The organism is Pseudomonas sp. ACN8 (assembly GCF_002303925.1).
Classification (GTDB): domain Bacteria; phylum Pseudomonadota; class Gammaproteobacteria; order Pseudomonadales; family Pseudomonadaceae; genus Aquipseudomonas.
In genome coordinates this window covers 33,937-56,470 of sequence record NZ_MRCS01000043.1, presented here as the reverse complement: position 1 = coordinate 56,470, position 22,534 = coordinate 33,937, and the positions used below count along the sequence as shown (strand labels likewise).

Annotated in this window: 20 protein-coding genes and 1 pseudogene; 17 read left to right on the top strand and 4 right to left on the bottom strand. The window is 61.4% G+C overall.

The window, feature by feature from the left end:
- The 3 genes and pseudogenes from BSF44_RS22300 to BSF44_RS22290 all read left to right on the top strand — a co-directional run.
- Positions 1–84: pseudogene (locus BSF44_RS22300) on the top strand (isomerase/hydrolase); the annotation flags it as partial.
- A 257-nt stretch (positions 85–341) separates the two neighbouring features.
- The gene (locus BSF44_RS22295) at positions 342–1,268 is read left to right on the top strand and encodes an SdiA-regulated domain-containing protein (RefSeq protein ID WP_095945337.1); all 927 of its coding nucleotides are present in this window, start codon (positions 342–344) and stop codon (positions 1,266–1,268) included.
- Positions 1,269–1,373: 105 nt separating this feature from the next.
- On the top strand, positions 1,374–2,291 hold the full coding sequence (locus tag BSF44_RS22290) for an SdiA-regulated domain-containing protein (RefSeq protein WP_095945336.1): 918 nt from the start codon (positions 1,374–1,376) through the stop codon (positions 2,289–2,291).
- Positions 2,292–2,437: 146 nt separating this feature from the next.
- Here BSF44_RS22290 and rpiA read toward each other — a convergent pair whose 3' ends face one another.
- Positions 2,438–3,112, bottom strand: coding sequence for a ribose-5-phosphate isomerase RpiA (gene rpiA, locus BSF44_RS22285; RefSeq protein WP_095945335.1), 675 nt, complete (start codon positions 3,110–3,112; stop codon positions 2,438–2,440).
- A gap of 267 nt (positions 3,113–3,379) precedes the next feature.
- Here rpiA and ilvA point away from each other — a divergent pair, with 267 nt between their 5' ends.
- Both ilvA and BSF44_RS22275 read left to right on the top strand, forming a co-directional pair.
- On the top strand, positions 3,380–4,894 hold the full coding sequence (ilvA, locus tag BSF44_RS22280) for a threonine ammonia-lyase, biosynthetic (RefSeq protein WP_095945334.1): 1,515 nt from the start codon (positions 3,380–3,382) through the stop codon (positions 4,892–4,894).
- A 41-nt stretch (positions 4,895–4,935) separates the two neighbouring features.
- Positions 4,936–5,361, top strand: a complete 426-nt coding sequence (locus tag BSF44_RS22275; RefSeq protein WP_095945333.1) for a DUF2269 domain-containing protein — start codon at positions 4,936–4,938, stop codon at positions 5,359–5,361.
- A gap of 93 nt (positions 5,362–5,454) precedes the next feature.
- Here the strand turns inward: BSF44_RS22275 and BSF44_RS22270 are convergent, their stop codons facing one another.
- Positions 5,455–6,111, bottom strand: coding sequence for an HAD family phosphatase (locus BSF44_RS22270; protein WP_095945332.1), 657 nt, complete (start codon positions 6,109–6,111; stop codon positions 5,455–5,457).
- A 143-nt stretch (positions 6,112–6,254) separates the two neighbouring features.
- Between BSF44_RS22270 and BSF44_RS22265 the strand changes: the two genes are divergently transcribed.
- Together BSF44_RS22265 and ptsP are read left to right on the top strand one after the other, a co-directional pair.
- A complete protein-coding gene (locus BSF44_RS22265; protein ID WP_003229203.1) occupies positions 6,255–6,734 on the top strand; it encodes an RNA pyrophosphohydrolase in 480 nt (159 codons plus the stop codon).
- Between the two features lie 22 nt (positions 6,735–6,756).
- Positions 6,757–9,036 (top strand): phosphoenolpyruvate--protein phosphotransferase, encoded by a 2,280-nt coding sequence (gene ptsP, locus BSF44_RS22260; RefSeq protein ID WP_095945331.1) that lies wholly within the window; start codon positions 6,757–6,759, stop codon positions 9,034–9,036.
- 114 nt (positions 9,037–9,150) lie between these two features.
- Here the strand turns inward: ptsP and BSF44_RS22255 are convergent, their stop codons facing one another.
- Entirely contained in the window at positions 9,151–9,897 is a 747-nt protein-coding gene (locus BSF44_RS22255) for an NRDE family protein (protein WP_095945330.1), read from the bottom strand.
- A 133-nt stretch (positions 9,898–10,030) separates the two neighbouring features.
- Here BSF44_RS22255 and BSF44_RS22250 point away from each other — a divergent pair, with 133 nt between their 5' ends.
- From BSF44_RS22250 to BSF44_RS22240, 3 genes are all read left to right on the top strand, one after another.
- On the top strand, positions 10,031–10,813 hold the full coding sequence (locus tag BSF44_RS22250) for a sulfite exporter TauE/SafE family protein (protein ID WP_095945329.1): 783 nt from the start codon (positions 10,031–10,033) through the stop codon (positions 10,811–10,813).
- A 97-nt stretch (positions 10,814–10,910) separates the two neighbouring features.
- Complete coding sequence (gene lgt / locus BSF44_RS22245) at positions 10,911–11,717, top strand: prolipoprotein diacylglyceryl transferase (protein WP_095945328.1); 807 nt, start codon at positions 10,911–10,913, stop codon at positions 11,715–11,717.
- Positions 11,718–11,766: 49 nt separating this feature from the next.
- Complete coding sequence (locus BSF44_RS22240; protein WP_095945327.1) at positions 11,767–12,738, top strand: thymidylate synthase; 972 nt, start codon at positions 11,767–11,769, stop codon at positions 12,736–12,738.
- 134 nt (positions 12,739–12,872) lie between these two features.
- Here the strand turns inward: BSF44_RS22240 and cadR are convergent, their stop codons facing one another.
- Positions 12,873–13,322: a Cd(II)/Pb(II)-responsive transcriptional regulator gene (cadR, locus tag BSF44_RS22235; RefSeq protein ID WP_095945326.1), complete on the bottom strand. Its 450-nt coding sequence runs from the start codon at positions 13,320–13,322 to the stop codon at positions 12,873–12,875.
- A gap of 93 nt (positions 13,323–13,415) precedes the next feature.
- Here cadR and BSF44_RS22230 point away from each other — a divergent pair, with 93 nt between their 5' ends.
- From BSF44_RS22230 to BSF44_RS22200, 7 genes are all read left to right on the top strand, one after another.
- On the top strand, positions 13,416–15,677 hold the full coding sequence (locus BSF44_RS22230; protein ID WP_095945325.1) for a heavy metal translocating P-type ATPase: 2,262 nt from the start codon (positions 13,416–13,418) through the stop codon (positions 15,675–15,677).
- 16 nt (positions 15,678–15,693) lie between these two features.
- Positions 15,694–16,557, top strand: coding sequence for a LysR family transcriptional regulator (locus tag BSF44_RS22225; protein WP_095945324.1), 864 nt, complete (start codon positions 15,694–15,696; stop codon positions 16,555–16,557).
- Between the two features lie 219 nt (positions 16,558–16,776).
- Positions 16,777–17,853: a putative 2-aminoethylphosphonate ABC transporter ATP-binding protein gene (locus BSF44_RS22220; protein WP_095945323.1), complete on the top strand. Its 1,077-nt coding sequence runs from the start codon at positions 16,777–16,779 to the stop codon at positions 17,851–17,853.
- Entirely contained in the window at positions 17,853–19,577 is a 1,725-nt protein-coding gene (locus tag BSF44_RS22215; protein WP_095945322.1) for a putative 2-aminoethylphosphonate ABC transporter permease subunit, read from the top strand. Before BSF44_RS22220 ends, BSF44_RS22215 begins: the two co-directional genes overlap by 1 nt.
- 39 nt (positions 19,578–19,616) lie before the next feature.
- On the top strand, positions 19,617–20,642 hold the full coding sequence (locus BSF44_RS22210; protein WP_095945321.1) for a putative 2-aminoethylphosphonate ABC transporter substrate-binding protein: 1,026 nt from the start codon (positions 19,617–19,619) through the stop codon (positions 20,640–20,642).
- 113 nt (positions 20,643–20,755) lie between these two features.
- Positions 20,756–21,889, top strand: coding sequence for a TIGR03364 family FAD-dependent oxidoreductase (locus BSF44_RS22205; RefSeq protein WP_095945320.1), 1,134 nt, complete (start codon positions 20,756–20,758; stop codon positions 21,887–21,889).
- On the top strand, positions 21,889–22,446 hold the full coding sequence (locus BSF44_RS22200; RefSeq protein WP_095945319.1) for a phosphonate degradation HD-domain oxygenase: 558 nt from the start codon (positions 21,889–21,891) through the stop codon (positions 22,444–22,446). The genes BSF44_RS22205 and BSF44_RS22200 overlap by 1 nt, the downstream gene beginning before the upstream one ends.
- Positions 22,447–22,534: the final 88 nt, after the last annotated feature.

Genomic DNA, 22,534 nt, shown 5'->3' with positions numbered 1-22,534 from the left:
GTGGGCGTTGGTCCGCTGAATGTCGGTGACGAGATCGTTCTGGAATTGCCGGGCGCCAGCAGTTTCACCAGCAGCGTTCGCTAGTTGTAACACCGCTGTACCCTGTGGGAGCGAGCTTGCTCGCGATAGCGGTGTGTCATCCAATATCTTTGTTGGCTGACACGCCCCCATCGCGAGCAGGCTCGCTCCCACATTGGTTTTGCCGTGGCATGTAGATTGCCCGCCCTGTCATTTCCCGTTTTTTTCACATCCGGTCTGGATAATTTCAGGGCTATTGGCCTCTGAGCCGGCCCCAAACTGTGCTATTACCCCTAGCCTGAATTTCTGGAACGCATTCCCCGATGGCCACTCCTCCGCTTTCCATGCTTGAACCTGCCCGCCGCTCGCGCTTCGCCCTGCGTTGGCACACCTGGCTGCTGTTGGTGGCTGTTGTCGCCTACGGTGTTGCATTCGCCATGCACTGGGATTCCCGGGGCGTGCTCTGGGTGAAAGAGCAATTCAAGAGCCCGGCCGAGCGTCAGTCCAGTATCTGGCTCCCCGACTATCGGGCGGTGATCGATGCCAAGCCGTTGCCGGGCATGGAGAAGGATGAAGCATCGGACGTGGCCTACGACCCACAGACCAAGACGCTGTTTTCGGTCATGGGCAAGAACCCGTTCCTGGTCGAATTGAACTTGCAGGGCGATGTGTTGCGCAAAATGCCGTTGGTCGGCTGGAGCAACCCTGAGGGCGTCACGGTGCTGGGTGACGGTCGGCTGGCCATTGTCGATGAGCGCGAGCATCTGATCGCTATCGTCAAGGTCGATGCCGACACCCGCGAACTGAACATCGCCGATTTCCCGAAGTACGACCTCGGGCCTTCCAAGGACCAGAACAAGGCCTTTGAGGCTGTCACCTGGGACCCGAGCAATCAGCAACTGTTGCTGGGCGAAGAGCGCCCGCCGGCATTGTTTGCCTGGAAAGGCGATGGCAAGGTCCTGACCGGCGACAAGCTGAAACTGGCCAGCCATGCACTGGACATGCGCAACTTGTCTGCCCTGGCCGTCGATCCACGGACCGGCCACATGCTGGTGTTGTCCGCCGACTCGCACCTGGTGCTGGAGCTGGACAAAAAGGGTGAGCAGGTCAGTTTCATCACCCTGCTGCGTGGCTTCAACGGCTTGAAAAATACCATTCCCCGTGCCGAAGGCGTAACCATGGATGAAGCGGGTACGCTGTACATGGTGAGTGAACCGAATCTGTTTTATCGCTTCGAAAAACAGAAGTAACCAACGCCTGCGCTGATTGCCTGTACGTAAAGGCCAGCGGCCATTAAGCTTCAGTTCAGACGGGCGTGATATTTCATCCGCCTGTTTTGACCCGAGCCCGCCCGAATGCGTCGATTTGCCCGCCCCAAATCCCTGATTCTGATCCTGTCGGTGGTCATGCTGATCGCGTTGATAGCGATCGCCCAGTACATGCGCCTGTTCGAGCGCACCTGGTTCAATCTGCATGCGCTGTGGCAGCCGGTGAGTTCCCGGTCCATGGGCCTGGACCAATATCAGGTCGTGACCGAGGCGCAGGTGATCGATGGCCTGGCCGACAACGTTTCAGCGCTGACCTACGACCCGGTGCGCAAAAGCCTGTTCACCGTCACCAACAAACGGAGCGAGCTGGTCGAGTTGTCCCTCGACGGCAGGATCTTGCGTCGTGTGGCGCTGGTCGGTTTCGGCGATCCGGAGGCGGTGGAGTTCATCAGCGAGGACATCTACGTGGTCACTGACGAAAGCCAGCAGCGGCTGATCAAGATTCGTCTGGAGCAGGACACCACTTTCGTCGATGCGGCAGACGCCGAGCAGATGACCATTGGCGTACACATGGGCGGCAACAAGGGCTTCGAGGGGCTGGCTTACGATTCTGTGGGCAAGCGCCTGTTCGTCGCCAAGGAGCGCAACCCGATGCTGATCTACGAGGTGCACGGTTTTCCGCGCTTCAATCCTGAAGAATCCTACTCGGTGCATGTGATCAACGACCCCAAGCGTGATGCCGGGATGTTCGTGCGGGATCTGTCGAGCCTGCAATACGACGAGCGCAGCGGGCATTTGCTGGCACTGTCGGATGAATCGCGATTGATTCTGGAACTGGATGTGGATGGGCGGCCATTGAGCACAATGTCATTGAGCAAGGGACGCCATGGCCTGCAAAAAACCGTGCCGCAAGCGGAGGGCATCGCCGTGGACGACGACGGTGCGTTGTATATCGTCAGCGAGCCGAATCTGTTCTACGTGTTCAAGAAACCCACGCAACTCTAACCAACACCCCATACCAATGTGGGAGCGAGCTTGCTCGCGAAAGCGGTGTATCAGTCGAGATTGATTTCAACTGACAGTCCGTTATCGCGAGCAGGCTCGCTCCCACAGGTATTTCGTCTGCCCTCAAATCAGGTGGGCAGATTGGCTTACTCGGCGCGCAGTGTCTTCACGCCTTCGCTCGTACCCAGCAACAACAGATCCGCCGGACGCGCCGCGAACAGACCATTGGTGACCACGCCGACGATCGCATTGATCTGCGTCTCCAGTTCCACCGGATTGGTGATCTGCATGTTGAACACGTCGAGGATGATGTTGCCGTTGTCGGTCAGCACGCCTTCGCGGTAAACCGGGTCGCCGCCGAGCTTCACCAGTTCGCGGGCCACATGGCTGCGGGCCATCGGGATCACTTCCACCGGCAGCGGGAAAGCACCGAGGACCGGCACCAGCTTGCTGGCATCGGCGATGCAGATGAAGGTCTTGGCCACGGCCGCGACAATCTTCTCACGGGTCAGGGCAGCGCCGCCGCCCTTGATCAGGTTCAGGTGCTCGTCGCTTTCATCGGCGCCGTCGACATAGAACTCCAGGTCGCTGACGGTGTTCAGTTCGTACACCGGAATCCCGTGGCCCTTGAGGCGCGCGGCGGTGGCTTCGGAGCTGGCGACGGCACCGTCGAATGCGCCCTTGTGCCTGGCCAGCGCGTCGATGAAACAGTTGGCGGTGGAGCCGGTGCCGACCCCGACGATGCTCTTGTCGTCGAGTTTCGGAAGGATGAAGTCGACGGCGGCCTGAGCCACTGCCTGTTTGAGTTGATCCTGGTTCATGCGGGCTCCGGGGTGCCGAGGAGGGGACGAAAGGCCGGCATTATAGGCTTCGAGGCAGGGAAGGTCATTGTCCGATTGGCAGGTCGACCGTTCCTTGTAGGAGCGAGCGTGCTCGCGATGGTCGTGAACGATAACGCGTGAAAATAGATGTGCAGCGGTGCCATTGCGTTTTTCGCGAGCAAGCTCGCTCCTACAACAGGTGGTCGTGCGGCCAAAATGCGGGTTAGACTCCGTGGTCCCGCCCAACCCGCTCAGTGATGCTTTCCGATGCTTGAACAGTACGTCAAAAAGATCCTCACCTCGCGCGTTTATGACGTTGCCGTAGAAACTCCGTTGCAGACCGCCCGTCAGCTCTCCGAGCGGCTGGGCAACAGCATTTGGCTCAAGCGCGAAGACTTGCAGCCGGTGTTCTCCTTCAAGATTCGCGGCGCCTACAACAAGTTGACCCAGTTGAGCGACGAAGAGCGCGCTCGCGGCGTGGTCACCGCGTCGGCGGGCAACCATGCCCAGGGCCTGGCCCTGGCGGCGAAGGTGTTGGGCGTGAAAGCGACCATCGTCATGCCCAAGACCACCCCGGAGATCAAGGTCGAAGGCGTGCGCTCCCGTGGCGGCAAAGTGGTGCTGCACGGCGATTCGTTCCCGGAAGCCCTGGCCTACTCGCTGAAACTGGTCGACGAAAAAGGCTACGTCTACATTCACCCGTACGACGACCCCCACACCATTGCCGGGCAGGGCACCGTGGCGATGGAGATTCTGCGCCAGCACCCGCAGCCACTGGATGCGATTTTCGTCCCGGTGGGCGGCGGCGGCCTGATCGCCGGCATCGCGGCTTATGTGAAGTACCTGCGCCCGGACATCAAGGTCATTGGTGTCGAGCCGGATGATTCCAATTGCCTGCAAGCCGCCCTGGCGGCTGGCGAACGCGTGGTGCTGCCGACCGTGGGCCTTTTCGCTGACGGCGTTGCGGTGGCCCAGATCGGTCAGCACACCTTCGACATCTGCAAAGACCATGTCGACGAAGTGATCACCGTCAGCACCGACGAAATCTGCGCCGCCATCAAGGATATCTACGACGATACCCGCTCGATCACCGAACCTGCCGGCGCCTTGGGCGTGGCCGGGATCAAGAAATATGTCGAGCAGCGTGGCGTCAGCGGCCAGACCTTCGTGGCCATCGACTCCGGGGCCAACGTCAACTTCGATCGCCTGCGCCACGTCGCCGAGCGTGCGGAGCTGGGTGAAGGCCGCGAAGCGATCATCGCCGTGACCATTCCCGAGAAGCCAGGCAGCTTCAAGGCGTTCTGCGAGGCCATTGGCAAGCGCCAGATCACCGAATTCAACTACCGCTACAACACCGGCAGCGAAGCGCACATCTTCGTCGGCGTGCAAACCCACCCGGAAAACGACCCGCGCAGCGCGTTGATCGCCAGCCTGAGCGAACAGGGTTTCCCGGTGCTGGACCTGACCGACAACGAACTGGCCAAGCTGCACATCCGCCACATGGTGGGCGGACGTGCGGCGCACGTGGTCGATGAAGTGATCCTGCGTTTCGAATTCCCGGAGCGTCCGGGCGCGCTGTTCAACTTCCTCAACAAGCTGGGCGGGCGCTGGAACATTTCGATGTTCCACTACCGCAACCATGGCGCGGCCGATGGCCGTGTCGTCGCGGGCCTGCAAGTGCCCCACGACGAGCGCCACCTGGTACCGGCGGCGCTGGAAGAAATCGGTTACCCGTACTGGGATGAAAGCGACAACCCGGCCTATCAGCTGTTTCTTGGCTGAACGGCTACGCTGACGGGCAAGGCAATTAAGGAAATCTGACAATGGAAACGTTAACGGCCCTGAAAGCGGCGCACATGGTGGCAACGGTTGTACTGCTGGCTTGTGCGCTGGGGCTGGGAATCTGGGTTTTGCTTGCGCGGCGCAAGGGTGACGCGACGGCGGGTAGTCGTACATTGCAGCGGCCAAGGGGGTTTGTCTGGCTGCTGATGGGCCTGGCGCTGCTGAGCATGCCGTTTACCGGCTGGTGGATGGTGCATCTGGTGGGTTGGCCACTGGGGCAGACCTGGCTGCTGGCGTCGAGCGTGCTGTACACCGTGGCGACACTGGCGTGGTTCTGGCTGCTGGTGCGGCTGAACAAACTGCGCAAGACGCCGGGTGGCGTGGGGAAATTCACCTTTGCCTTGGCGTTGTTCAGTTTTGTCTGCTTTATCGCCATTGCCGGGTTGATGGGGGCCAAGCCTGTTTAAGGCTGAAGACTGTATCGACCCAATCGCGAGCAGGCTCACTCCTACAGGGGAACGCATTCCAATGTAGGAGTGAGCCTGCTCGCGATAGCAATTTTAGTCGCGCAACGAAATCACCGGCCAACCCCGCTTCTCGGCCTCGGCCCGCAGATTCGGGTCCGGATCAACCGCCACCGCATGAGTCACCTGTTCCAGCAATGGCAAATCATTCATCGAGTCGCTATAGAAGTAGCTGTCTTCCAGCGTAAACCCGGTCTCCTCCAGCCAGCGATTCAATCGCGTCACCTTGCCTTCGCGGAAGCACGGCACGTCGGTGCTGCGCCCGGTGTAGCGGCCGTCGAGCATTTCGCATTCGGTGGCGATCAGGGTTTCGACGCCCAGGCGCTCGGCAATCGGCCCGGTGACGAAGCGGTTGGTGGCGGTGATGATGACCAGTTTGTCCCCGGCCGCGCGGTGCTTGGCCAGCAACTCGATGGCCTTGGGCAGGAGGATCGGTTCGATGCAGTCGCGCATGTAATCGCTGTGCCACTGATCCAGCGTGGCCATTTCGGTGCGGCCGAGGACTTCCAGGCAGAAGTTCAGGTAAGCAGCGTTATCCAGTTTGCCGGCCAGGTAATCCTGGTAGAACTCATCGTTGCGTGCCTTGTAGGCGACGGCGTCGAGAAAGCCGCGCTCGCACAGGTAATCGCCCCAGGCGTGATCGCTGTCACCGCCCAGAAGGGTGTTGTCCAAATCGAATAAAGCCAGGCGCATTACAGTTACCCGCTGAAAAGTCAGTAAAAAGGCGACAAGAATACGGTCTTTTCACAAGAGTGCACATAAGGTAGGAACCTTCGTTGCCGCCTTCACAACCTTTGTGGAACAATGCGGCGACATGCGTTTGCGAGGTTGTTGCCGTGATCGACCCCGATGGTTTTCGCCCCAATGTCGGGATCATTCTGACGAATGACGCCGGCCAGGTGCTATGGGCTCGCCGAATCAATCAAGATGCCTGGCAATTTCCGCAGGGGGGGATCAACCCCGAGGAGACGCCGGAAGACGCCTTGTACCGCGAGCTGAACGAAGAAGTTGGCCTTGAGCGCGAAGATGTTGAAATTCTCGCCTGCACCCGGGGCTGGTTGCGCTATCGTTTGCCGCAACGTCTGGTACGTACCCACAGCCAACCGCTGTGCATCGGCCAGAAACAGAAATGGTTTCTCCTGCGCCTGATCTCCAACGAGCAGCGGGTGCGGATGGATTTGACCGGTAAACCGGAGTTCGATGGCTGGCGCTGGGTCAGCTATTGGTATCCGTTGGGCCAGGTGGTGACATTCAAGCGCGAGGTGTATCGACGCGCTCTCAAAGAGCTTGCCCCGCGCCTTTTAGCGCGCGACTGACGACGGAGTTCGACCCCGAGCCATGCTCAATACGCTGCGCAAGATCGTCCAGGAAGTTAACTCCGCCAAGGATCTCAAGGCGGCGTTGGGGATTATTGTGTTGCGCGTCAAAGAGGCCATGGGCAGCCAGGTCTGCTCGGTCTACCTGCTTGATCCGGAGACCAACCGGTTCGTGCTGATGGCCACCGAGGGCTTGAACAAGCGCTCGATCGGCAAGGTCAGCATGGCCCCCAACGAAGGTCTGGTGGGTCTGGTCGGCACGCGTGAAGAACCCCTGAACCTCGAAAACGCCGCGGACCACCCGCGCTACCGCTACTTCGCCGAAACCGGTGAAGAGCGCTACGCCTCGTTCCTCGGTGCGCCGATCATTCACCACCGCCGCGTCGTCGGCGTGTTGGTCATCCAGCAAAAAGAACGTCGCCAGTTCGATGAAGGGGAAGAAGCCTTCCTCGTGACCATGAGCGCGCAGCTCGCCGGTGTTATCGCCCACGCCGAAGCCACTGGTTCGATCCGTGGCCTCGGTCGTCAGGGCAAGGGCATTCAGGAAGCCAAGTTCATTGGCGTGCCGGGTTCGCCAGGTGCGGCGGTCGGTACGGCGGTGGTCATGCTGCCACCGGCCGATCTGGACGTGGTGCCGGACAAAGCCATCAGCGACATCGAAGCCGAGCTCAAGCTGTTCAAGACCGCCATCGAAGGCGTACGCGCCGACATGCGCGCGCTGTCCGCCAAGCTAGCAACGCAGTTGCGCCCGGAAGAGCGGGCCTTGTTCGACGTCTACTTGATGATGCTCGACGATGCAGCGCTGGGCAGCGAAGTCACCACCGTGATCAAGACCGGCCAGTGGGCCCAGGGTGCGTTGCGCCAGGTGGTCACCGATCACGTCAACCGTTTCGAATTGATGGACGACGCTTACCTGCGCGAGCGTGCCTCGGACGTGAAGGATCTCGGCCGTCGCTTGCTGGCTTACTTGCAGGAAGAGCGCCAGCAAACCCTGGTCTACCCCGACAACACTATTCTGGTCAGCGAAGAACTGACGCCGGCGATGCTCGGCGAGGTGCCGGAAGGCAAGCTGGCCGGCCTGGTGTCGGTGCTTGGCTCCGGTAACTCCCACGTCGCCATCCTCGCCCGCGCCATGGGCATCCCGACCGTGATGGGCCTGGTCGACCTGCCGTACTCCAAGGTCGACGGCATCCAGATGATCGTCGACGGTTACCACGGCGAGGTCTATACCAACCCGAGTGAAGTGCTGCGCAAGCAGTTCGCCGAGGTGGTCGAGGAAGAGAAGCAACTGGCCCTGGGGCTGGATGCGCTGCGCGATCTGCCGTGCGTAACGGTCGATGGCCACCGCATGCCGCTGTGGGTCAACACCGGCCTGCTGGCGGATGTGGCGCGCGCGCAGAAGCGCGGTGCCGAAGGCGTGGGCCTGTACCGCACCGAAGTGCCGTTCATGATCAACCAGCGCTTCCCGAGCGAAAAGGAACAACTGGCGATCTACCGCGAACAACTGGCCGCGTTCCATCCGCAACCGGTGACCATGCGAACCCTGGACATCGGCGGCGACAAATCGCTGTCGTACTTCCCGATCAAGGAAGACAACCCGTTCCTCGGCTGGCGCGGCATTCGCGTCACTCTCGACCATCCGGAAATCTTCCTGGTGCAGACCCGCGCCATGCTCAAGGCCAGTGAAGGCCTGAACAACCTGCGCATCCTGCTGCCGATGATCTCCGGCACCCACGAGCTGGAAGAAGCCTTGCACCTGATCCACCGCGCCTGGGGCGAAGTCCGTGACGAGGGCTGCGACGTACCGATGCCGCCGATTGGCGTGATGATCGAGATTCCGGCGGCGGTGTACCAGACCAAGGAACTGGCGCGGCAAGTGGACTTCCTGTCGGTCGGTTCCAACGACCTGACCCAGTACCTGTTGGCCGTGGACCGCAACAACCCGCGGGTGGCCGACCTCTACGACTACCTGCACCCGGCGGTGCTGCAAGCGTTGCAAACTGTTGTGCGCGATGCCCATGCCGAAGGCAAGCCAGTGAGTATCTGCGGTGAAATGGCCGGTGATCCGGCGGCGGCGGTGCTGTTGATGGCAATGGGTTTCGACAGCCTGTCGATGAACGCCACCAACCTGCCGAAAGTGAAGTGGATGCTGCGCCAGATCAACCTGAGCAAGGCCAGGGAGTTGCTGGCGGAACTGATGACCATCGACAACCCGCAAGTGATTCACAGCTCGCTGCAACTGGCGCTGAAGAACCTCGGGTTGGCGCGGATGATCAATCCGGCAGCAATCAAGCCCCTCTAGAGTTGCGGCGCCCCATTCGCGAGCAGGCTCGCTCCCACATTGGATCTGTGAACGACGCAAATCCCCTGTGGGAGCGAGCCTGCTCGCGATGAGGCCGGACCTGGCAACACAAGACTAAAGCCTGATCTCCACTTCCCCAAGATGCCCGCCATACGGCCCGAAACTGCGCTCGACCATATGCAGCGCCCCATCCGCCTGCACAATCAACGCCGTACTCGCCCGGGTTCCATAACTTTGGCTGGCAATGAACACGCTCGACAGCAACGTTTCGGTAGCCAGCCCGACACCGGTATCCGGCAACTCGGCAAACGGCGCGGTCTGCGCATCGCTCAATAACGCCAGCAGTGCCTGAGGCTGCGGATCATCCAGTACCTCGCTCAATGCAGCCTTGGCCTTGAGCAGCTTCGGCCACGGCGTATCCAGCCCGGCGTTCGACACGCCGTAGATGCCCGGTTGCAGCATCACTGCTTGCGTCTCCCGGGCATTGAAGTGCCAAAGCTCGTTCCTATTGCCAACCAACAGATTGAACCCGCCATATTCAGGCGAACGTCTGACAACGTCGGCCAAATAGTCATCAATCGAGCAATCCCCCTCAAGGAATCGCGCGACCAGCTCCCCACGAGACTTGCGCCCCGGCGGTCGATGGGGATCGCGGATGTTGGTCAGCGCCGCAAAACGTCCGTTGGCGCCGACACCGAGCCAGGTGCCACCGGCCTCGAGGTCGCGCCCCGCATGCACATGCGGCGCTTCGGGCCATGGCGCCAGCGGCAGGCTGGGGCGGGCGTAGAATTCATCGCGATTGGCCGCCACGACCAGCGGTTGGGCATGACCCGGTCGCCAGGCAAAAACAATCAGGCACATCAGGCTGTCCTTGTGTGTTTTTTGCTCACTCTACGCAGACATCGCTCATCGATCCATCGCCTTGCGCAGTGGAGCTTGAGGCCGTGCATCCGTTACCATGCCGCTCCGGTTTTGGGATGCGGGCGGGACAACCATGGAATTTCTGCTCTATCTGGCGCTCGGCGCCTGTGCAGGTGTACTCGCCGGGCTGTTTGGCGTGGGCGGCGGGATCATCATCGTCCCGGTGCTGGTGTTCAGCTTCAAGGCCCAGGGGTTCGATCCGTCGATCCTCACGCACCTGGCAGTAGGCACCTCCCTGGCGACGATCATCTTTACCTCGGTCAACGCGGTACGCGAGCATCACCGCCGTGGCGCCGTGCGTTGGCCGATCTTCATGTGGATGACCGTCGGCATTCTGGTCGGTGCCGGGTTTGGCGCGCTGACGGCTGAAGCGATTTCCGGCCCCAACCTGCAGAAGCTCATTGGTGTATTCGCCCTGGTGATTGCCGCTCAGCTGGCGCTGGAGGTCAAACCCAAGGCCAGCCGAACCGTGCCGGGCAAACTCGGTCTGACCGTGGCCGGCAGCGTGATTGGCTGGGCTTCGGCAATTTTCGGCATTGGCGGTGGTTCGTTGACCGTGCCATTCCTGACCTGGCGCAGTGTGCCGATGCAGCAAGCGGTGGCCACTTCATCGGCCTGCGGTCTGCCGATTGCTTTGGCCAGTGCACTAAGTTTCATGATTCTGGGCTGGCACGATCCGTTGCTCCCGGCCCATAGTCTCGGTTTCATTTATTTGCCGGCGTTGCTGGGCATTGCCCTGACCAGCATGGTGTTCGCCCGCTTGGGCGCGCGGTTGGCCCACAGATTGTCGCCGAAGTTGCTGAAACGGCTGTTTGCCGCTTTGCTGTTCTGCGTTGGCCTGAACTTTCTAGTCTGAAGCATCTGCTCTGACGGGCAGCGCAATCCTGGCTTAATCCTGAGGTGGCAGCGTCGCCCGGGAATTTTTAAGATTTGAACTCTAACGAGGAGTCGCAATGCTGCCTTACCCGCAGATCGACCCGGTGGCCCTGGCCATCGGTCCGCTGAAAATCCACTGGTACGGTCTGATGTACCTGATCGGCATCGGCGGCGCCTGGCTGCTGGCGTCCCGCCGCTTGAACCGCTTCGACCCGACCTGGACCAAGGAGAAACTCTCCGACATGGTGTTCTGGATGTCGATGGGGGTGATCGTCGGCGGACGTCTGGGATATGTGCTGTTCTACGATCTGGGCGCTTACCTGGCCAACCCGACGCTGATTTTCGAAGTGTGGAAGGGCGGCATGTCATTCCACGGCGGTTTCATCGGCGTGATGCTGGCGGCGTTGTGGTTCGGCAAGAAGAACAACAAGTCGTTCTTCCAGCTGATGGATTTCGTTGCGCCGATGGTGCCGATCGGCCTGGGCGCCGGGCGTATCGGCAACTTCATCAACGCCGAGTTGTGGGGCAAGGCAACCGATGTGCCGTGGGCGATGGTCTTTCCGACCGATCCGGCGCAACTGGCGCGTCATCCGTCGCAGCTGTACCAGTTCGCCCTCGAAGGCGTGGCGTTGTTCCTGATCCTGTGGCTGTTCTCGCGCAAGCCGCGGCCGACCATGGCGGTATCGGGGATGTTCGCGCTGTTCTATGGCATCTTCCGTTTCATCGTCGAGTTCGTCCGTGTACCGGACGCGCAACTGGGCTATCTGGCCTGGAACTGGCTGACCATGGGCCAGGTGCTGTGCGTGCCGATGATCGTCGGCGGGCTGTTCCTGATCTGGCTGGCGTATCACCGCGCCCCGGCGGCTCCAGCGGCAGCCGTATAAAATTCGAACCCCGGAGCTTCGGTCCCGGGTTCAAGGACACAGGTAATTCATGAAGCAATATCTCGAACTGGTCGCCCACGTCATCAAGAACGGCACCAAACAGGCCAACCGTACCGGCGTGAACACCATCAGTTTTCCCGGTGCGATGCTGCGTTATGACCTGCAGGAAGGTTTCCCGGCGATCACCACGCGCAAGATGGCGTTCAAATCGGCTATCGGCGAAATGTGTGGATTCCTGCGTGGCGTGAACAACGCCGCCGAGTTCCGGGCGTTGGGCTGCAAGGTCTGGGACCAGAACGCCAACGAAAACGCCCAGTGGCTGGCCAACCCATTCCGCCAGGGCGAAGACGACCTCGGCGAAATCTACGGCGTGCAATGGCGCAAATGGCCGGCGTACAAGCAGATCCCGCTGAGCAACCCGGCTGCCATCGAGCAGACCCTGAAACAAGGCTACCGCCAGATTGCCGAAGGCGAGGAGGACGGTCAGGCCTACGTGGTGCTGTACAAGGCCATCGACCAGGTCCGTCAGTGCGTCGATACCATCATCAAGGACCCGGGCAGCCGCCGAATCCTGTTCCACGGCTGGAACTGCGCCCAGCTCGATGAAATGGCCCTGCCGCCATGCCACCTGCTGTACCAGTTCCACCCGAATGTCGAGACCAGGGAGATTTCCTTGACCCTCTACATCCGCTCCAACGATCTGGGCCTGGGCACGCCGTTCAACCTCACCGAAGGTGCTGCGCTGCTGAGTCTGATCGGTCGCCTGACCGGCTACACGCCGCGCTGGTTCACCTATTTCATCGGTGATGCCCATGTCTACGAAAACCACCTGGACATGCTCAACGAACAACTCAAGCGCGAGCCGTTCCCGATGCCGAAACTGGTGATTTCCGAGCGTGTGCCGGAGTTTGCCAAGACGGGTGTTTATCAGCCGGAATGGCTGGAGCTGGTGGAGCCGGGGGATTTCTCGTTGGAAGGCTACGAACACCACGCACCGATGACCGCGCCGATGGCGGTCTGAAGCACAACGCTGCCCCCCTGTAGGAGCGAGCCTGCTCGCGATGGACGTGAACGATGACGCGTATTGTCTTAAAAAACGCGTCGCCTTTGAGTTCATCGCGAGCAGGCTCGCTCCTACAGGGGTAGGTGGTGTTCTTAGTGGCCGTGACTACGGCCCACATGGGAATGCTCCACCTCCGTCGCCACCACCCCGCCGCTCACTTCCAGCCGCTGCAAAATCCCGCATTGATCGACCCCCGGCCCCTCGCCGCAGCGTTGGCGCAGGTCGAGCAGCTGCGTCTGCAAGGCCAGCAAGCCGTCGATCCGCGCCTTGACATGGTGGATGTGTTCGTCGATCAAAGCGTTGACGCTTTCGCACTGGTCCTGCGGACTGTCGCGAAACGCCAGCAGGCTGCGGATTTCTTCGAGCGTCATGTCGAGGGTGCGACAGTTGCGGATGAAGGTCAGGCGCTCGGCGTGGGCCTGGGTATAGACGCGATAATTGCCGTCACTGCGGGCCGGTTCCGGCAGAAGGCTCTCGCGCTCGTAGTAGCGGATCGTTTCCACGGCGCAGTCCGTGAGTTTTGCCAACTCTCCAATTTTCATGACGCCAATCTCCAAAACTCCAGAAAGGGTGCTTGACCCTATAGTGGCTACAGGGTCTTTACTTGGCAACAGGCACTCTTATGGACGCAACCAATGAGCGATTCCCTGCACTCCCACAAACCCGGGGCTGAACACGAGCACGGCCACAAGCTCAAACCCGTGCAAAAACATGACCATGGCAGTCACGGCGACGCCTGTTGCTCATCTGAAGCGGCAGCGCCTGCACTGGTAAAACTGAGCGGATCGCCGACGCCCGGGGCCCGACTGAGCAGTTTTCGCATCGAGGCGATGGACTGTCCAACCGAACAGACGCTGATCCAGAACAAGCTAAGCAAACTGACCGGCGTGCACCAGTTGGAGTTCAATCTGATTAATCGGGTGCTCGGCGTGACCCACGATTTGCCCGGAGTCGAGCCGATCGTCGAGGCCATCAAGTCCTTGGGCATGCAGGCCGAACCGCTGGACCAGGGTGCTGAAACTCCGACGCCGGCGCCCCGGAAAAAGCCGTGGTGGCCCTTGGCACTGTCCGGTGTTGGTGCCTTACTGGCAGAAGTTATCCACTTCACCGGTTTCGCGCCGAACTGGGTGGTGGCGGTTGTCGCGCTGGTCTCGATCCTCAGTGGTGGCCTCGGCACTTACAAAAAAGGCTGGATCGCCCTTAAAAACCGCAACCTGAACATCAACGCCCTGATGAGCATTGCCGTGACCGGCGCGGTGCTGATCGGCCAGTGGCCGGAAGCGGCAATGGTGATGTTCCTGTTCACCGTGGCCGAGTTGATCGAGGCCAAGTCACTTGATCGTGCACGCAATGCCATCAGCGGCTTGATGCAGATGACCCCGGACACGGCAACGGTGTTACAGGCTGACGGGAGCTGGCTTGCGCAGGATGTCAAAAACATCGGGCTCGGTGCGCGGGTACGAGTGCGCCCCGGCGAGCGTATCGGCCTGGACGGTGAAGTGCTGTCCGGTCGCTCGACCATCGACCAGGCGCCAATCACTGGTGAGAGCTTGCCAGTGGAAAAAACTGTCGGCGACAAAGTCTTCGCCGGCACCATCAATCAGGCCGGTTCCCTGGAGTACGGGGTGATCGCTGCGGCCGACAACTCAACCCTGGCCCGCATCATCCACGCCGTCGAGCAGGCTCAGGGCGCGCGGGCGCCGACCCAGCGCTTCGTCGACAGTTTCTCGAAAATCTACACTCCGGCGGTGTTCGTCCTGGCCCTGGCCGTGGCGGTGATTCCGCCATTGTTGATGGGCGAGCTGTGGTTCGACTGGATCTACCGGGCGCTGGTGCTGCTGGTGGTGGCCTGCCCATGTGCGCTGGTGATTTCCACGCCGGTGACGATCGTCAGCGGCCTCGCGGCGGCGGCGCGCAAAGGCATTCTGGTCAAGGGCGGTGTCTACCTGGAGGGCGGTTACAAGCTCGACTACCTGGCCCTGGACAAAACCGGCACCATCACTCACGGCAAACCGGTGCAGACTGATTACCTGTCACTGGACCCGACCGCCGACGACTCGGCGCCCGCCATTGCCGCCGCGCTGGCCGGGCGCTCGGATCACCCGGTCTCCCTGGCTATCGCCAAGGCGGCTGTGGATAACCAGGCCGCGACGCTGGTTGTGGATAACTTCGAAGCGCTGGGCGGGCGCGGGGTTCGTGGCGAGATCAACGGCCAGCTCTACCATCTGGGCAACCATCGACTGGTGGAGGATCTGGGCCTGTGTTCGCCGTCGCTGGAAGAAAAGCTGTTTGCCCTGGAAAAGCAGGGCAAGTCGGTGGTGCTGCTGCTTGATTCGTCTGGCCCGTTGGCGCTGTTTGCCGTGGCGGACACGGTAAAGGAGTCGAGCCGCGAGGCTATCCGGCAGTTGCATGACCTGGGCATCAAGACCCTGATGCTCACCGGCGATAACGTCCACACCGCGCAGGCCATTGCCGCGCAAGTCGGTATCGACGAGGCCAGGGGTGACCTTTTGCCCGGCGACAAGCTGCAGGCTGTCGAGGCTCTTTATACCCAAGGGCATCGGGTCGGCATGGTCGGCGATGGCATCAACGACGCCCCGGCGCTGGCGCGTTCCGAGATCGGTTTCGCCATGGCCGCCGCGGGCACCGATACCGCGATCGAAACCGCCGATGTCGCCCTGATGGACGACGATCTGCGCAAAATCCCGGCATTCATTCGCCTGTCTCGGCAGACGTCGAGCATCCTCAAACAGAACATCGCCCTGGCTTTGGTCATCAAGGCGATCTTTCTTGGGGTAACCTTCGCCGGGGTCGCTACCATGTGGATGGCAGTGTTCGCCGACATGGGCGTGAGTCTGCTGGTGGTGTTCAACGGTTTGCGCCTGCTGCGCAAGTAAAGGATGAGGGACGGTTGTGCTGAGTGCGGAGCTTAAGGCGTTTTACATGGTGGCCCGCCTGGGCAGCATTACCCAGGCGGCCAAAAAGCTCGGCCTGAGCCAGCCGACGGTGACGACGCAGATCCGCAACCTCGAAAGTCAGTACTCGGTCGAACTGTTCTACCGTGGCGGCCGGCGTCTCAGCGTCAGCGAGGAGGGCGCGCGGCTGCTGCCGATGGTCAAGGCGCTGATGCAGCAGGAAGCCGACATCGAGTTTTTCCTGCGTAACTGCGGCCAGGTCCAGGGCACGTTACGAATAGCCGCCACGGCACCGTATTACATCCTCGACCTGGTGAAAACCTTCCGCGAACGTCTGCCGCAGGTTGAGGTTTCGGTGGAAATCGGCAACTCCCAACAGGTGCTCGAAGCGCTGGAGGATTACCGGGTCGATGTCGCGGCGTCGTCGCAATTGCTCGATGACGCACGACTGGTTCGCCGGGTGCTCGGCAGCGATCCGCTGGTGCTGGCGGTGCATCGCAATCATCCACTGGCGATTCACGATCACGTGCCGCTCGGCGCCTTGGCCGGGCATACCCTGCTGATGCGCGAACCGGGCTCGACCACCCGTCGCCTGACCGAAGAGTTGCTGGCCAGCGCCGGAGTGTGTTTCGGCCCGCTGCTGGAAATCGGCAGCCGCGAATCGATCCGCGAAGCGGTGCTGCGCAACATCGGCATCAGCATCATTGCCCGTCAGGAAGTGCCCCATGATCCGCAGCTGCGGGTGCTGACCATCGAGAGTGCGCCGCAGATTCCCGAGTATCTGTACTGCCTCAAGGAGCGCAAAGGCGCGCGGCTGCCGGCGGCGTTTCTGGGGTTGGCGCAGGAAATGGCTCCGGCTTGAGATCTTCTTTGCCTGTCCCGGCCTCATCGCGAGCAGGCTCGCTCCTACAGTTGACCGCATTCCCCTGTAGGAGCGAGCCTGCTCGCGATGGCGGTAGACCCGCCAGCACAGGAATAACCAAAAATCCCGAATACCACTATCGGCAGTTTTTGCCTTACTGCCACATGACGGACTCATTACAACCCTAGGATGGCCCCATCTGCCAGATGAGGTCTGTCCATGAACAACTCGATCGCAACTGCCCTGACCAACCCCGGCGCACCAATGAAGGTGCGCGGCGTACAGAAACGCTTCGGCGCATTCACGGCGCTGGACAACGTTTCCCTCGACGTGGCGGCCGGTGAGCTGGTGTGTCTGCTGGGCCCGTCGGGCTGTGGCAAAACCACCCTGCTGCGCTGCATCGCCGGTCTGGAGAAGCAGGACAGCGGCGAGTTGTACCTGGGTGATCGCGACGTTTCACACTTGGCGCCCCAGGCGCGGGACTACGGCATTCTGTTTCAGTCCTACGCGTTGTTCCCCAATCTCACCGTCGAAGCGAACATTGCCTACGGCCTCGCCGGCAGCGGTCGTGACGAAGTGCGTCGCCGGGTCGGTCAAATGCTGGAACTGGTTGGCCTGACCGGCAGCGAGAAAAAGTACCCCGGTCAGTTGTCCGGCGGTCAGCAACAACGCGTGGCCCTGGCTCGTGCCTTGGCTCCGGCGCCTTCGTTGTTGCTGCTCGACGAACCGATGTCGGCCCTCGATGCCCGGGTGCGCGAGCATCTGTGCACCGAATTGCGCCAACTGCAACGCAACCTCGGCATCACCACCTTGATGGTGACCCACAATCAGGACGAGGCCATGCTGATGGCCGACCGCATCGCCGTGATGAACAACGGCAAGGTCGAACAGTACGCCACGCCGCAGGAAATCTACAACCGTCCGGCCACGCCATTCGTGGCGGAGTTCGTCGGCCAGGGCAACTGGTTGCCGTTCCAGCGCAGCAGCGACAGCCACGCCCAGGTCGGCGGGATGAACATGCGTCTGGCCGAAGGCAGCGCCAAGACCGCGTCGGGCCGTTTATTCTGCCGTCCGGAAGCGATCAACGTTAACCCGCTGGTGCACGAGGAAAACCTGTTCCCGGCCAAGGTTCGTGAAATCACTTTCCTCGGCAACCGCTGCCGCATGAGCTTTGAACTCGATCATTTGCCGGGCCACGCCTTGCTGGCTGAATTGGCGCCGGAAGCCATGCCGCGCCTTGGCGGCCAGCAGATTATGGTCGCCTTGCCGCCGCGCAGCCTGCAGGTGTTTGCCTGATGAGCGCGAACATTGCGCTGCCGATTCCGCACAAGCAGGTTCGGCAGACCTCTCGCGCCGAAGTCGGTGACCGGTTGTTCGTGGTCGGCGGCAAAGTCCTCATGCTGGTGTTGTTGGGTGTTGCCGTATTGATGCCGTTGCTGGCGATTTTCTGGCGCGGCTTCAGCGCCGAAGCCGGGCAGGGCGGTGGCTGGGTCGCGGCGAAAGAGCTGGTGACCAGCGAGAACTTCCATTGGTTGCTCGGCAACAGCCTGAAGGTTTCCCTCAGCGTAGCGGCCATTGTCGTACCGCTGGCCTACCTGTTTGCCTACGCGCTGCAACGCACCTTGATTCCGGCCAAAGGTATCTGGCGAGGCATCTCGCTGCTGCCATTGATGGCGCCATCAATGCTGCCCGGTATCGCGCTGGTTTACCTGTTCGGCAACCAGGGCATGCTGCGTGGCCTGCTCTCGGACAACATCTACGGCTTCTGGGGCATTGTGCTCGGCGAAGTCATCTACACCTTCCCGCATGCCTTGATGATTCTTCTGTCGGCCCTGTCCCTGGCGGATGCGCGACTTTTCGATGCCGCCTCCAGCATGGGCGCGAGTCCTGCGAAAGCTTTCCGCAGCATCACCTGGCCGGCGACCCGTCAGGCTGTGTTCGCTGCGTTCTGCCTGGTGTTCACCCTGACCATCACTGACTTCGGTGTGCCGGTGGTGGTCGGTGGCGACTATCAAGTGCTGGCGCTGGAGGCCTACAAGGCGGTGGTGGGTCAGCAACAGTTCGGTCGCGGGGCGCTGATCGGCATGGTGCTGTTGCTGCCGGCACTCTTCAGTTTCGGGGTCGATGCCTGGTTGCGTCGACGCCACGGCGATTCCATGAGCGGTCGCGCCCAAGTGTTCAAACCCGCGCCGTCGAAGCTGCGCGACGGTTGCTACCTGGCCATCGTCCTGCTGATCTGCGCCGCGTTGCTGCTGGTGTTCGGCATGGCGGTGTTCTCGTCCCTGGTGAAGTTCTGGCCGTACAACCTGTCGCTGTCGCTCAACCATTACCAGTTCAACGAAACCGCCGGCGGTGGCTGGCTGGCCTACGGCAATAGCCTGAAGATGGCCCTGGGCACGGCGTTGATCGGCAGCATTCTGATCTTCACTGGCGCCTACCTGATGGAAAAGACCAAGGGCCAGCGCGGCCTGAATCTGACGCTGCGCATGCTCAGTTTCGTACCGATGGCGGTGCCGGGCCTGGTGCTGGGTTTGGGTTACGTCTTCTTCTTCAATCTCTCCGGCAACCCGCTGCATGTGCTCTACGGGACCATGACGCTGCTGATCGTCTGCACCATTGCTCACTATTTGACCACCGCACAAATGACCGCCACCACCGCGCTGCGTCAACTCGACGCCGAGTTCGAAGCCGCCGCGCTGTCGCTCAAGGCGCCGCTCTACCGCCACTACCTGCGGGTCACCGTGCCGATCTGCCTGCCGGCGCTGCTGGACATCGTGCGCTACCTGTTCGTCTCGGCCATGACCACCGTTTCGGCGGCGATCTTCCTCTACAGCCCCGACACCATCCTCGCGGCGGTGGCGGTGCTGAACATGGACGACGCCGGCAACGTCGGCGGTGCGGCAGCGATGTCGACCCTGATCCTGATTACCTCGGCGGGCGTGTCCCTGCTGCTGGCCTGGGCCTCGCGCGGTTTGCTGCGCCGCTCCCAGGCCTGGCGGCAGACCGCGCCCGGTCATTGAATTTGCACAACCCCTCAACTCAAAAAACAGGAAAAGATCATGTTCAAGCCTATGGCCCTGGCCGCTGCTGTCCTCACCGCTTTCAGCCTGAACGCCTTTGCGGCGAAAACCGAGTTGACGGTGTACACCGCCCTCGAAGCCGAACAACTGAAGACCTATAAAGAAGCGTTCGAAAAAGCCAATCCGGACGTCGAAATCAAGTGGGTGCGTGACTCCACCGGCATCATCACCGCCAAACTGCTGGCCGAAAAAGCCCGTCCGCAGGCTGACGCCGTGTGGGGCCTGGCCGCTTCCAGCCTGGCGATTCTCGACCAGCAAGGCATGCTGCAAAGCTACGCACCGAAAGACCTGGGCAAGATCGGCACCAACTACCGTGACGCCGCCAGCCCGCCAGCCTGGGTCGGCATGGACGTCTGGGCCGCAACCATTTGCTTCAACACCGTCGAAGCCGAAAAGCAGGGCCTGACCAAGCCCGTGAGCTGGCAGGACCTGACCAAGCCTGAGTACAAAGGCAAGATCGTCATGCCGAACCCGGCCTCGTCCGGCACCGGTTTCCTCGACGTCAGCGCCTGGCTGCAAACCTTCGGCGAGAAGCAGGGCTGGGCGTACATGGACGGCCTGCACCAGAACATCGGCCAGTACGTTCACTCCGGTTCCAAGCCTTGCAAACTGGCGGCGGCTGGCGAATTCCCGATCGGTATCTCTTTCGAATACCCGGCCGTTCAGCTGAAACGCCAGGGCGCACCGCTGGACATCATCCTGCCGAAGGAAGGTTTGGGCTGGGAGATCGAAGCGACTGCCGTGATCAAGGGTACTGCCCACGAAGAAGCGGCGAAGAAACTGGCTGACTTCTCCGCCAGCCCCGAGGCGATGGAACTCTACAAGGAAAACTTCGCCGTGCTCGCTCAGCCTGGCATCGCCAAGCCGCAGACCGAACTGCCGGCCGACTACGAGCAGCGCCTGATCAAGAACGACTTCGCCTGGGCTTCGAAGAACCGCGACGAGATCCTGACCGAATGGCGCAAGCGCTATGACGGCAAGTCCGAGAAAGTGGCGGCCAAGTAAGGTCTTTATCGGCTGACAGGGCCTCATCGCGAGCAGGCTCCCACATTGGAATGCATTTTCCTGTGGGAGCGAGCCTGCTCGCGAAAGCGGTATCGAATTCAGGACAGGACTCCATGACACAACACAACGACATGCTGATCGTCGGCGCCGGGATCCTGGGTTTGTCCCACGCGTATGCCGCCGCCAAACGCGGTCTGAAAGTCACGGTTTTCGAGCGCAGCGAAACGCCCCTCGGCGCTTCGGTGCGCAACTTCGGCCAGGCACTGGTCACCGGCCAGCCACCCGGTCCGATGCTGGAGCTGGCCCGCGCCAGTCGCGCAATCTGGGGCGACTGGGCGCAGCTCGCCGGTCTGCAACTCAAACGCAATGGCTCGTATCTGTTCGCCCGCACCGAGGCGGAAGAACAGTTGCTGGAAGCCTTCTGCGAAGGTCGCGCGGTGGAGCACGGTTACCGCGTCGACCTGTTGCGCGGTGCTGCGCTGCGCGATTTGTACGGCGGTCAGTTCCGCCATCACCGCGCGGCGTTGCATGGCATGGACGACCAGCAGTTGTATTCGCGCGAAGCGATTCCGGCGCTGATCGACTTCCTGCGCCGCGACCTGGGCGTCAAGTTTCACTTCTCTTCCCTGGTGCGCGATATCGAGCCGGGTCGTCTGCACAGCACCGCCGGCAGCTTCAGTGCCGAACAGATCATCGTCTGCTCCGGCCACGATTATCAGACGCTGCTGGCCGAGCAGATCGCCGAACTTGACCCGCAAATCTGCCGCCTGCAAATGCTCCGCGCCCGCTCGCACATCAATCTCAACCTACAACACGCGTTGCTCACCGGTTTGAGCTGCGTGCACTACGGCGCCTTCGCCGACTTGCCGGAGGCCGCGGCGGTACAGGCAGAAATCCTGCAGTACGCGCCGCACCTGCATGAAAACGGCATCCACCTGCTGATCAGCCCGACACCCCATGGCGAATTGATCATCGGTGATTCGCACCATTACGGCAGCGATCCGTCACCCTTCAATGCCGAGCAGGTCGACGACTGGATGATCGAGCTGGCCGAGCAGACCCTGGGCTGCAAGGTGCAAGTGGTCGAACGCTGGCAGGGCGTCTATGGTTCACGGGGGCCGGGACCGTTCTCGTTCCTGCGCCCGGCAAAGGGCCTGGGCGTGGCGTTGATGCACACCGGTGTCGGCATGAGCGTCGGGCCGGCGATGGCTGAACGCAACGTTGCCACCTTATTGGGGGAAATCTGATGGCGCGTAACGAGCAAGTGATTGCCGAGGTGTTCGGTTTGTACGAGCGTTTTGGTGACAGCGATTACATCGGCGAACCGGTATCGCAGATCGAGCACATGTCCCAGGCGGCGCAATTGGCCATGGCCGAAGGCTTCGACGATGAAGTGGTGCTGGCGGCGTTCTTTCATGATATCGGGCATATCTGCGCCGAAAGTGCGGAGAACATGGGCGGCTTCGGTGTGGTCAGCCATGAGCGGCTCGGCGCCGACTACCTGCGCCGCGCCGGCTTCAGCGAGCGCATGGCACGGCTGGTCGAATACCACGTGCAAGCCAAGCGTTACCTGACGTTCAAAGAACCCGGGTACTACGAGCACTTGAGCGAAGCCAGTCGTCGTACCCTGGAGTATCAGGGCGGGGTGATGACGGCTGAAGAGGCGCAGGTGTTCGAGCAGGACCCGCTGTGTGCGGTGAGTCTGCGCATGCGCCAGTGGGATGAACTGGCGAAAGAGATGCATGTGCCGGTGATTGATCTGGCGGTGTTGAAGGACAAGGCGGTGCGGTTGTTGGCGGCGTAAAGCCTTTGAACCGAGGTGCGGCCTTCGCGAGCAGGCTCGCTCCCACAAAGGAGCTGTGGCGACCACAGATTCTGTGTTCACTGCGAAA

Bases quoted from the DNA above. Each gene is read 5' to 3' on its own strand.
- BSF44_RS22295 (WP_095945337.1), top strand. From the start codon at position 342: ATGGCCACTCCTCCGCTTTCCATGCTTGAACCTGCCCGCCGCTCGCGC.
- BSF44_RS22290 (WP_095945336.1), top strand. From the start codon at position 1,374: ATGCGTCGATTTGCCCGCCCCAAATCCCTGATTCTGATCCTGTCGGTG.
- rpiA (WP_095945335.1), bottom strand. From the start codon at position 3,112: ATGAACCAGGATCAACTCAAACAGGCAGTGGCTCAGGCCGCCGTCGAC.
- ilvA (WP_095945334.1), top strand. From the start codon at position 3,380: ATGCTTGAACAGTACGTCAAAAAGATCCTCACCTCGCGCGTTTATGAC.
- BSF44_RS22275 (WP_095945333.1), top strand. From the start codon at position 4,936: ATGGAAACGTTAACGGCCCTGAAAGCGGCGCACATGGTGGCAACGGTT.
- BSF44_RS22270 (WP_095945332.1), bottom strand. From the start codon at position 6,111: ATGCGCCTGGCTTTATTCGATTTGGACAACACCCTTCTGGGCGGTGAC.
- ptsP (WP_095945331.1), top strand. From the start codon at position 6,757: ATGCTCAATACGCTGCGCAAGATCGTCCAGGAAGTTAACTCCGCCAAG.
- BSF44_RS22255 (WP_095945330.1), bottom strand. From the start codon at position 9,897: ATGTGCCTGATTGTTTTTGCCTGGCGACCGGGTCATGCCCAACCGCTG.
- BSF44_RS22250 (WP_095945329.1), top strand. From the start codon at position 10,031: ATGGAATTTCTGCTCTATCTGGCGCTCGGCGCCTGTGCAGGTGTACTC.
- lgt (WP_095945328.1), top strand. From the start codon at position 10,911: ATGCTGCCTTACCCGCAGATCGACCCGGTGGCCCTGGCCATCGGTCCG.
- BSF44_RS22240 (WP_095945327.1), top strand. From the start codon at position 11,767: ATGAAGCAATATCTCGAACTGGTCGCCCACGTCATCAAGAACGGCACC.
- cadR (WP_095945326.1), bottom strand. From the start codon at position 13,322: ATGAAAATTGGAGAGTTGGCAAAACTCACGGACTGCGCCGTGGAAACG.
- BSF44_RS22230 (WP_095945325.1), top strand. From the start codon at position 13,416: ATGAGCGATTCCCTGCACTCCCACAAACCCGGGGCTGAACACGAGCAC.
- BSF44_RS22220 (WP_095945323.1), top strand. From the start codon at position 16,777: ATGAACAACTCGATCGCAACTGCCCTGACCAACCCCGGCGCACCAATG.
- BSF44_RS22215 (WP_095945322.1), top strand. From the start codon at position 17,853: ATGAGCGCGAACATTGCGCTGCCGATTCCGCACAAGCAGGTTCGGCAG.
- BSF44_RS22210 (WP_095945321.1), top strand. From the start codon at position 19,617: ATGTTCAAGCCTATGGCCCTGGCCGCTGCTGTCCTCACCGCTTTCAGC.
- BSF44_RS22205 (WP_095945320.1), top strand. From the start codon at position 20,756: ATGACACAACACAACGACATGCTGATCGTCGGCGCCGGGATCCTGGGT.
- BSF44_RS22200 (WP_095945319.1), top strand. From the start codon at position 21,889: ATGGCGCGTAACGAGCAAGTGATTGCCGAGGTGTTCGGTTTGTACGAG.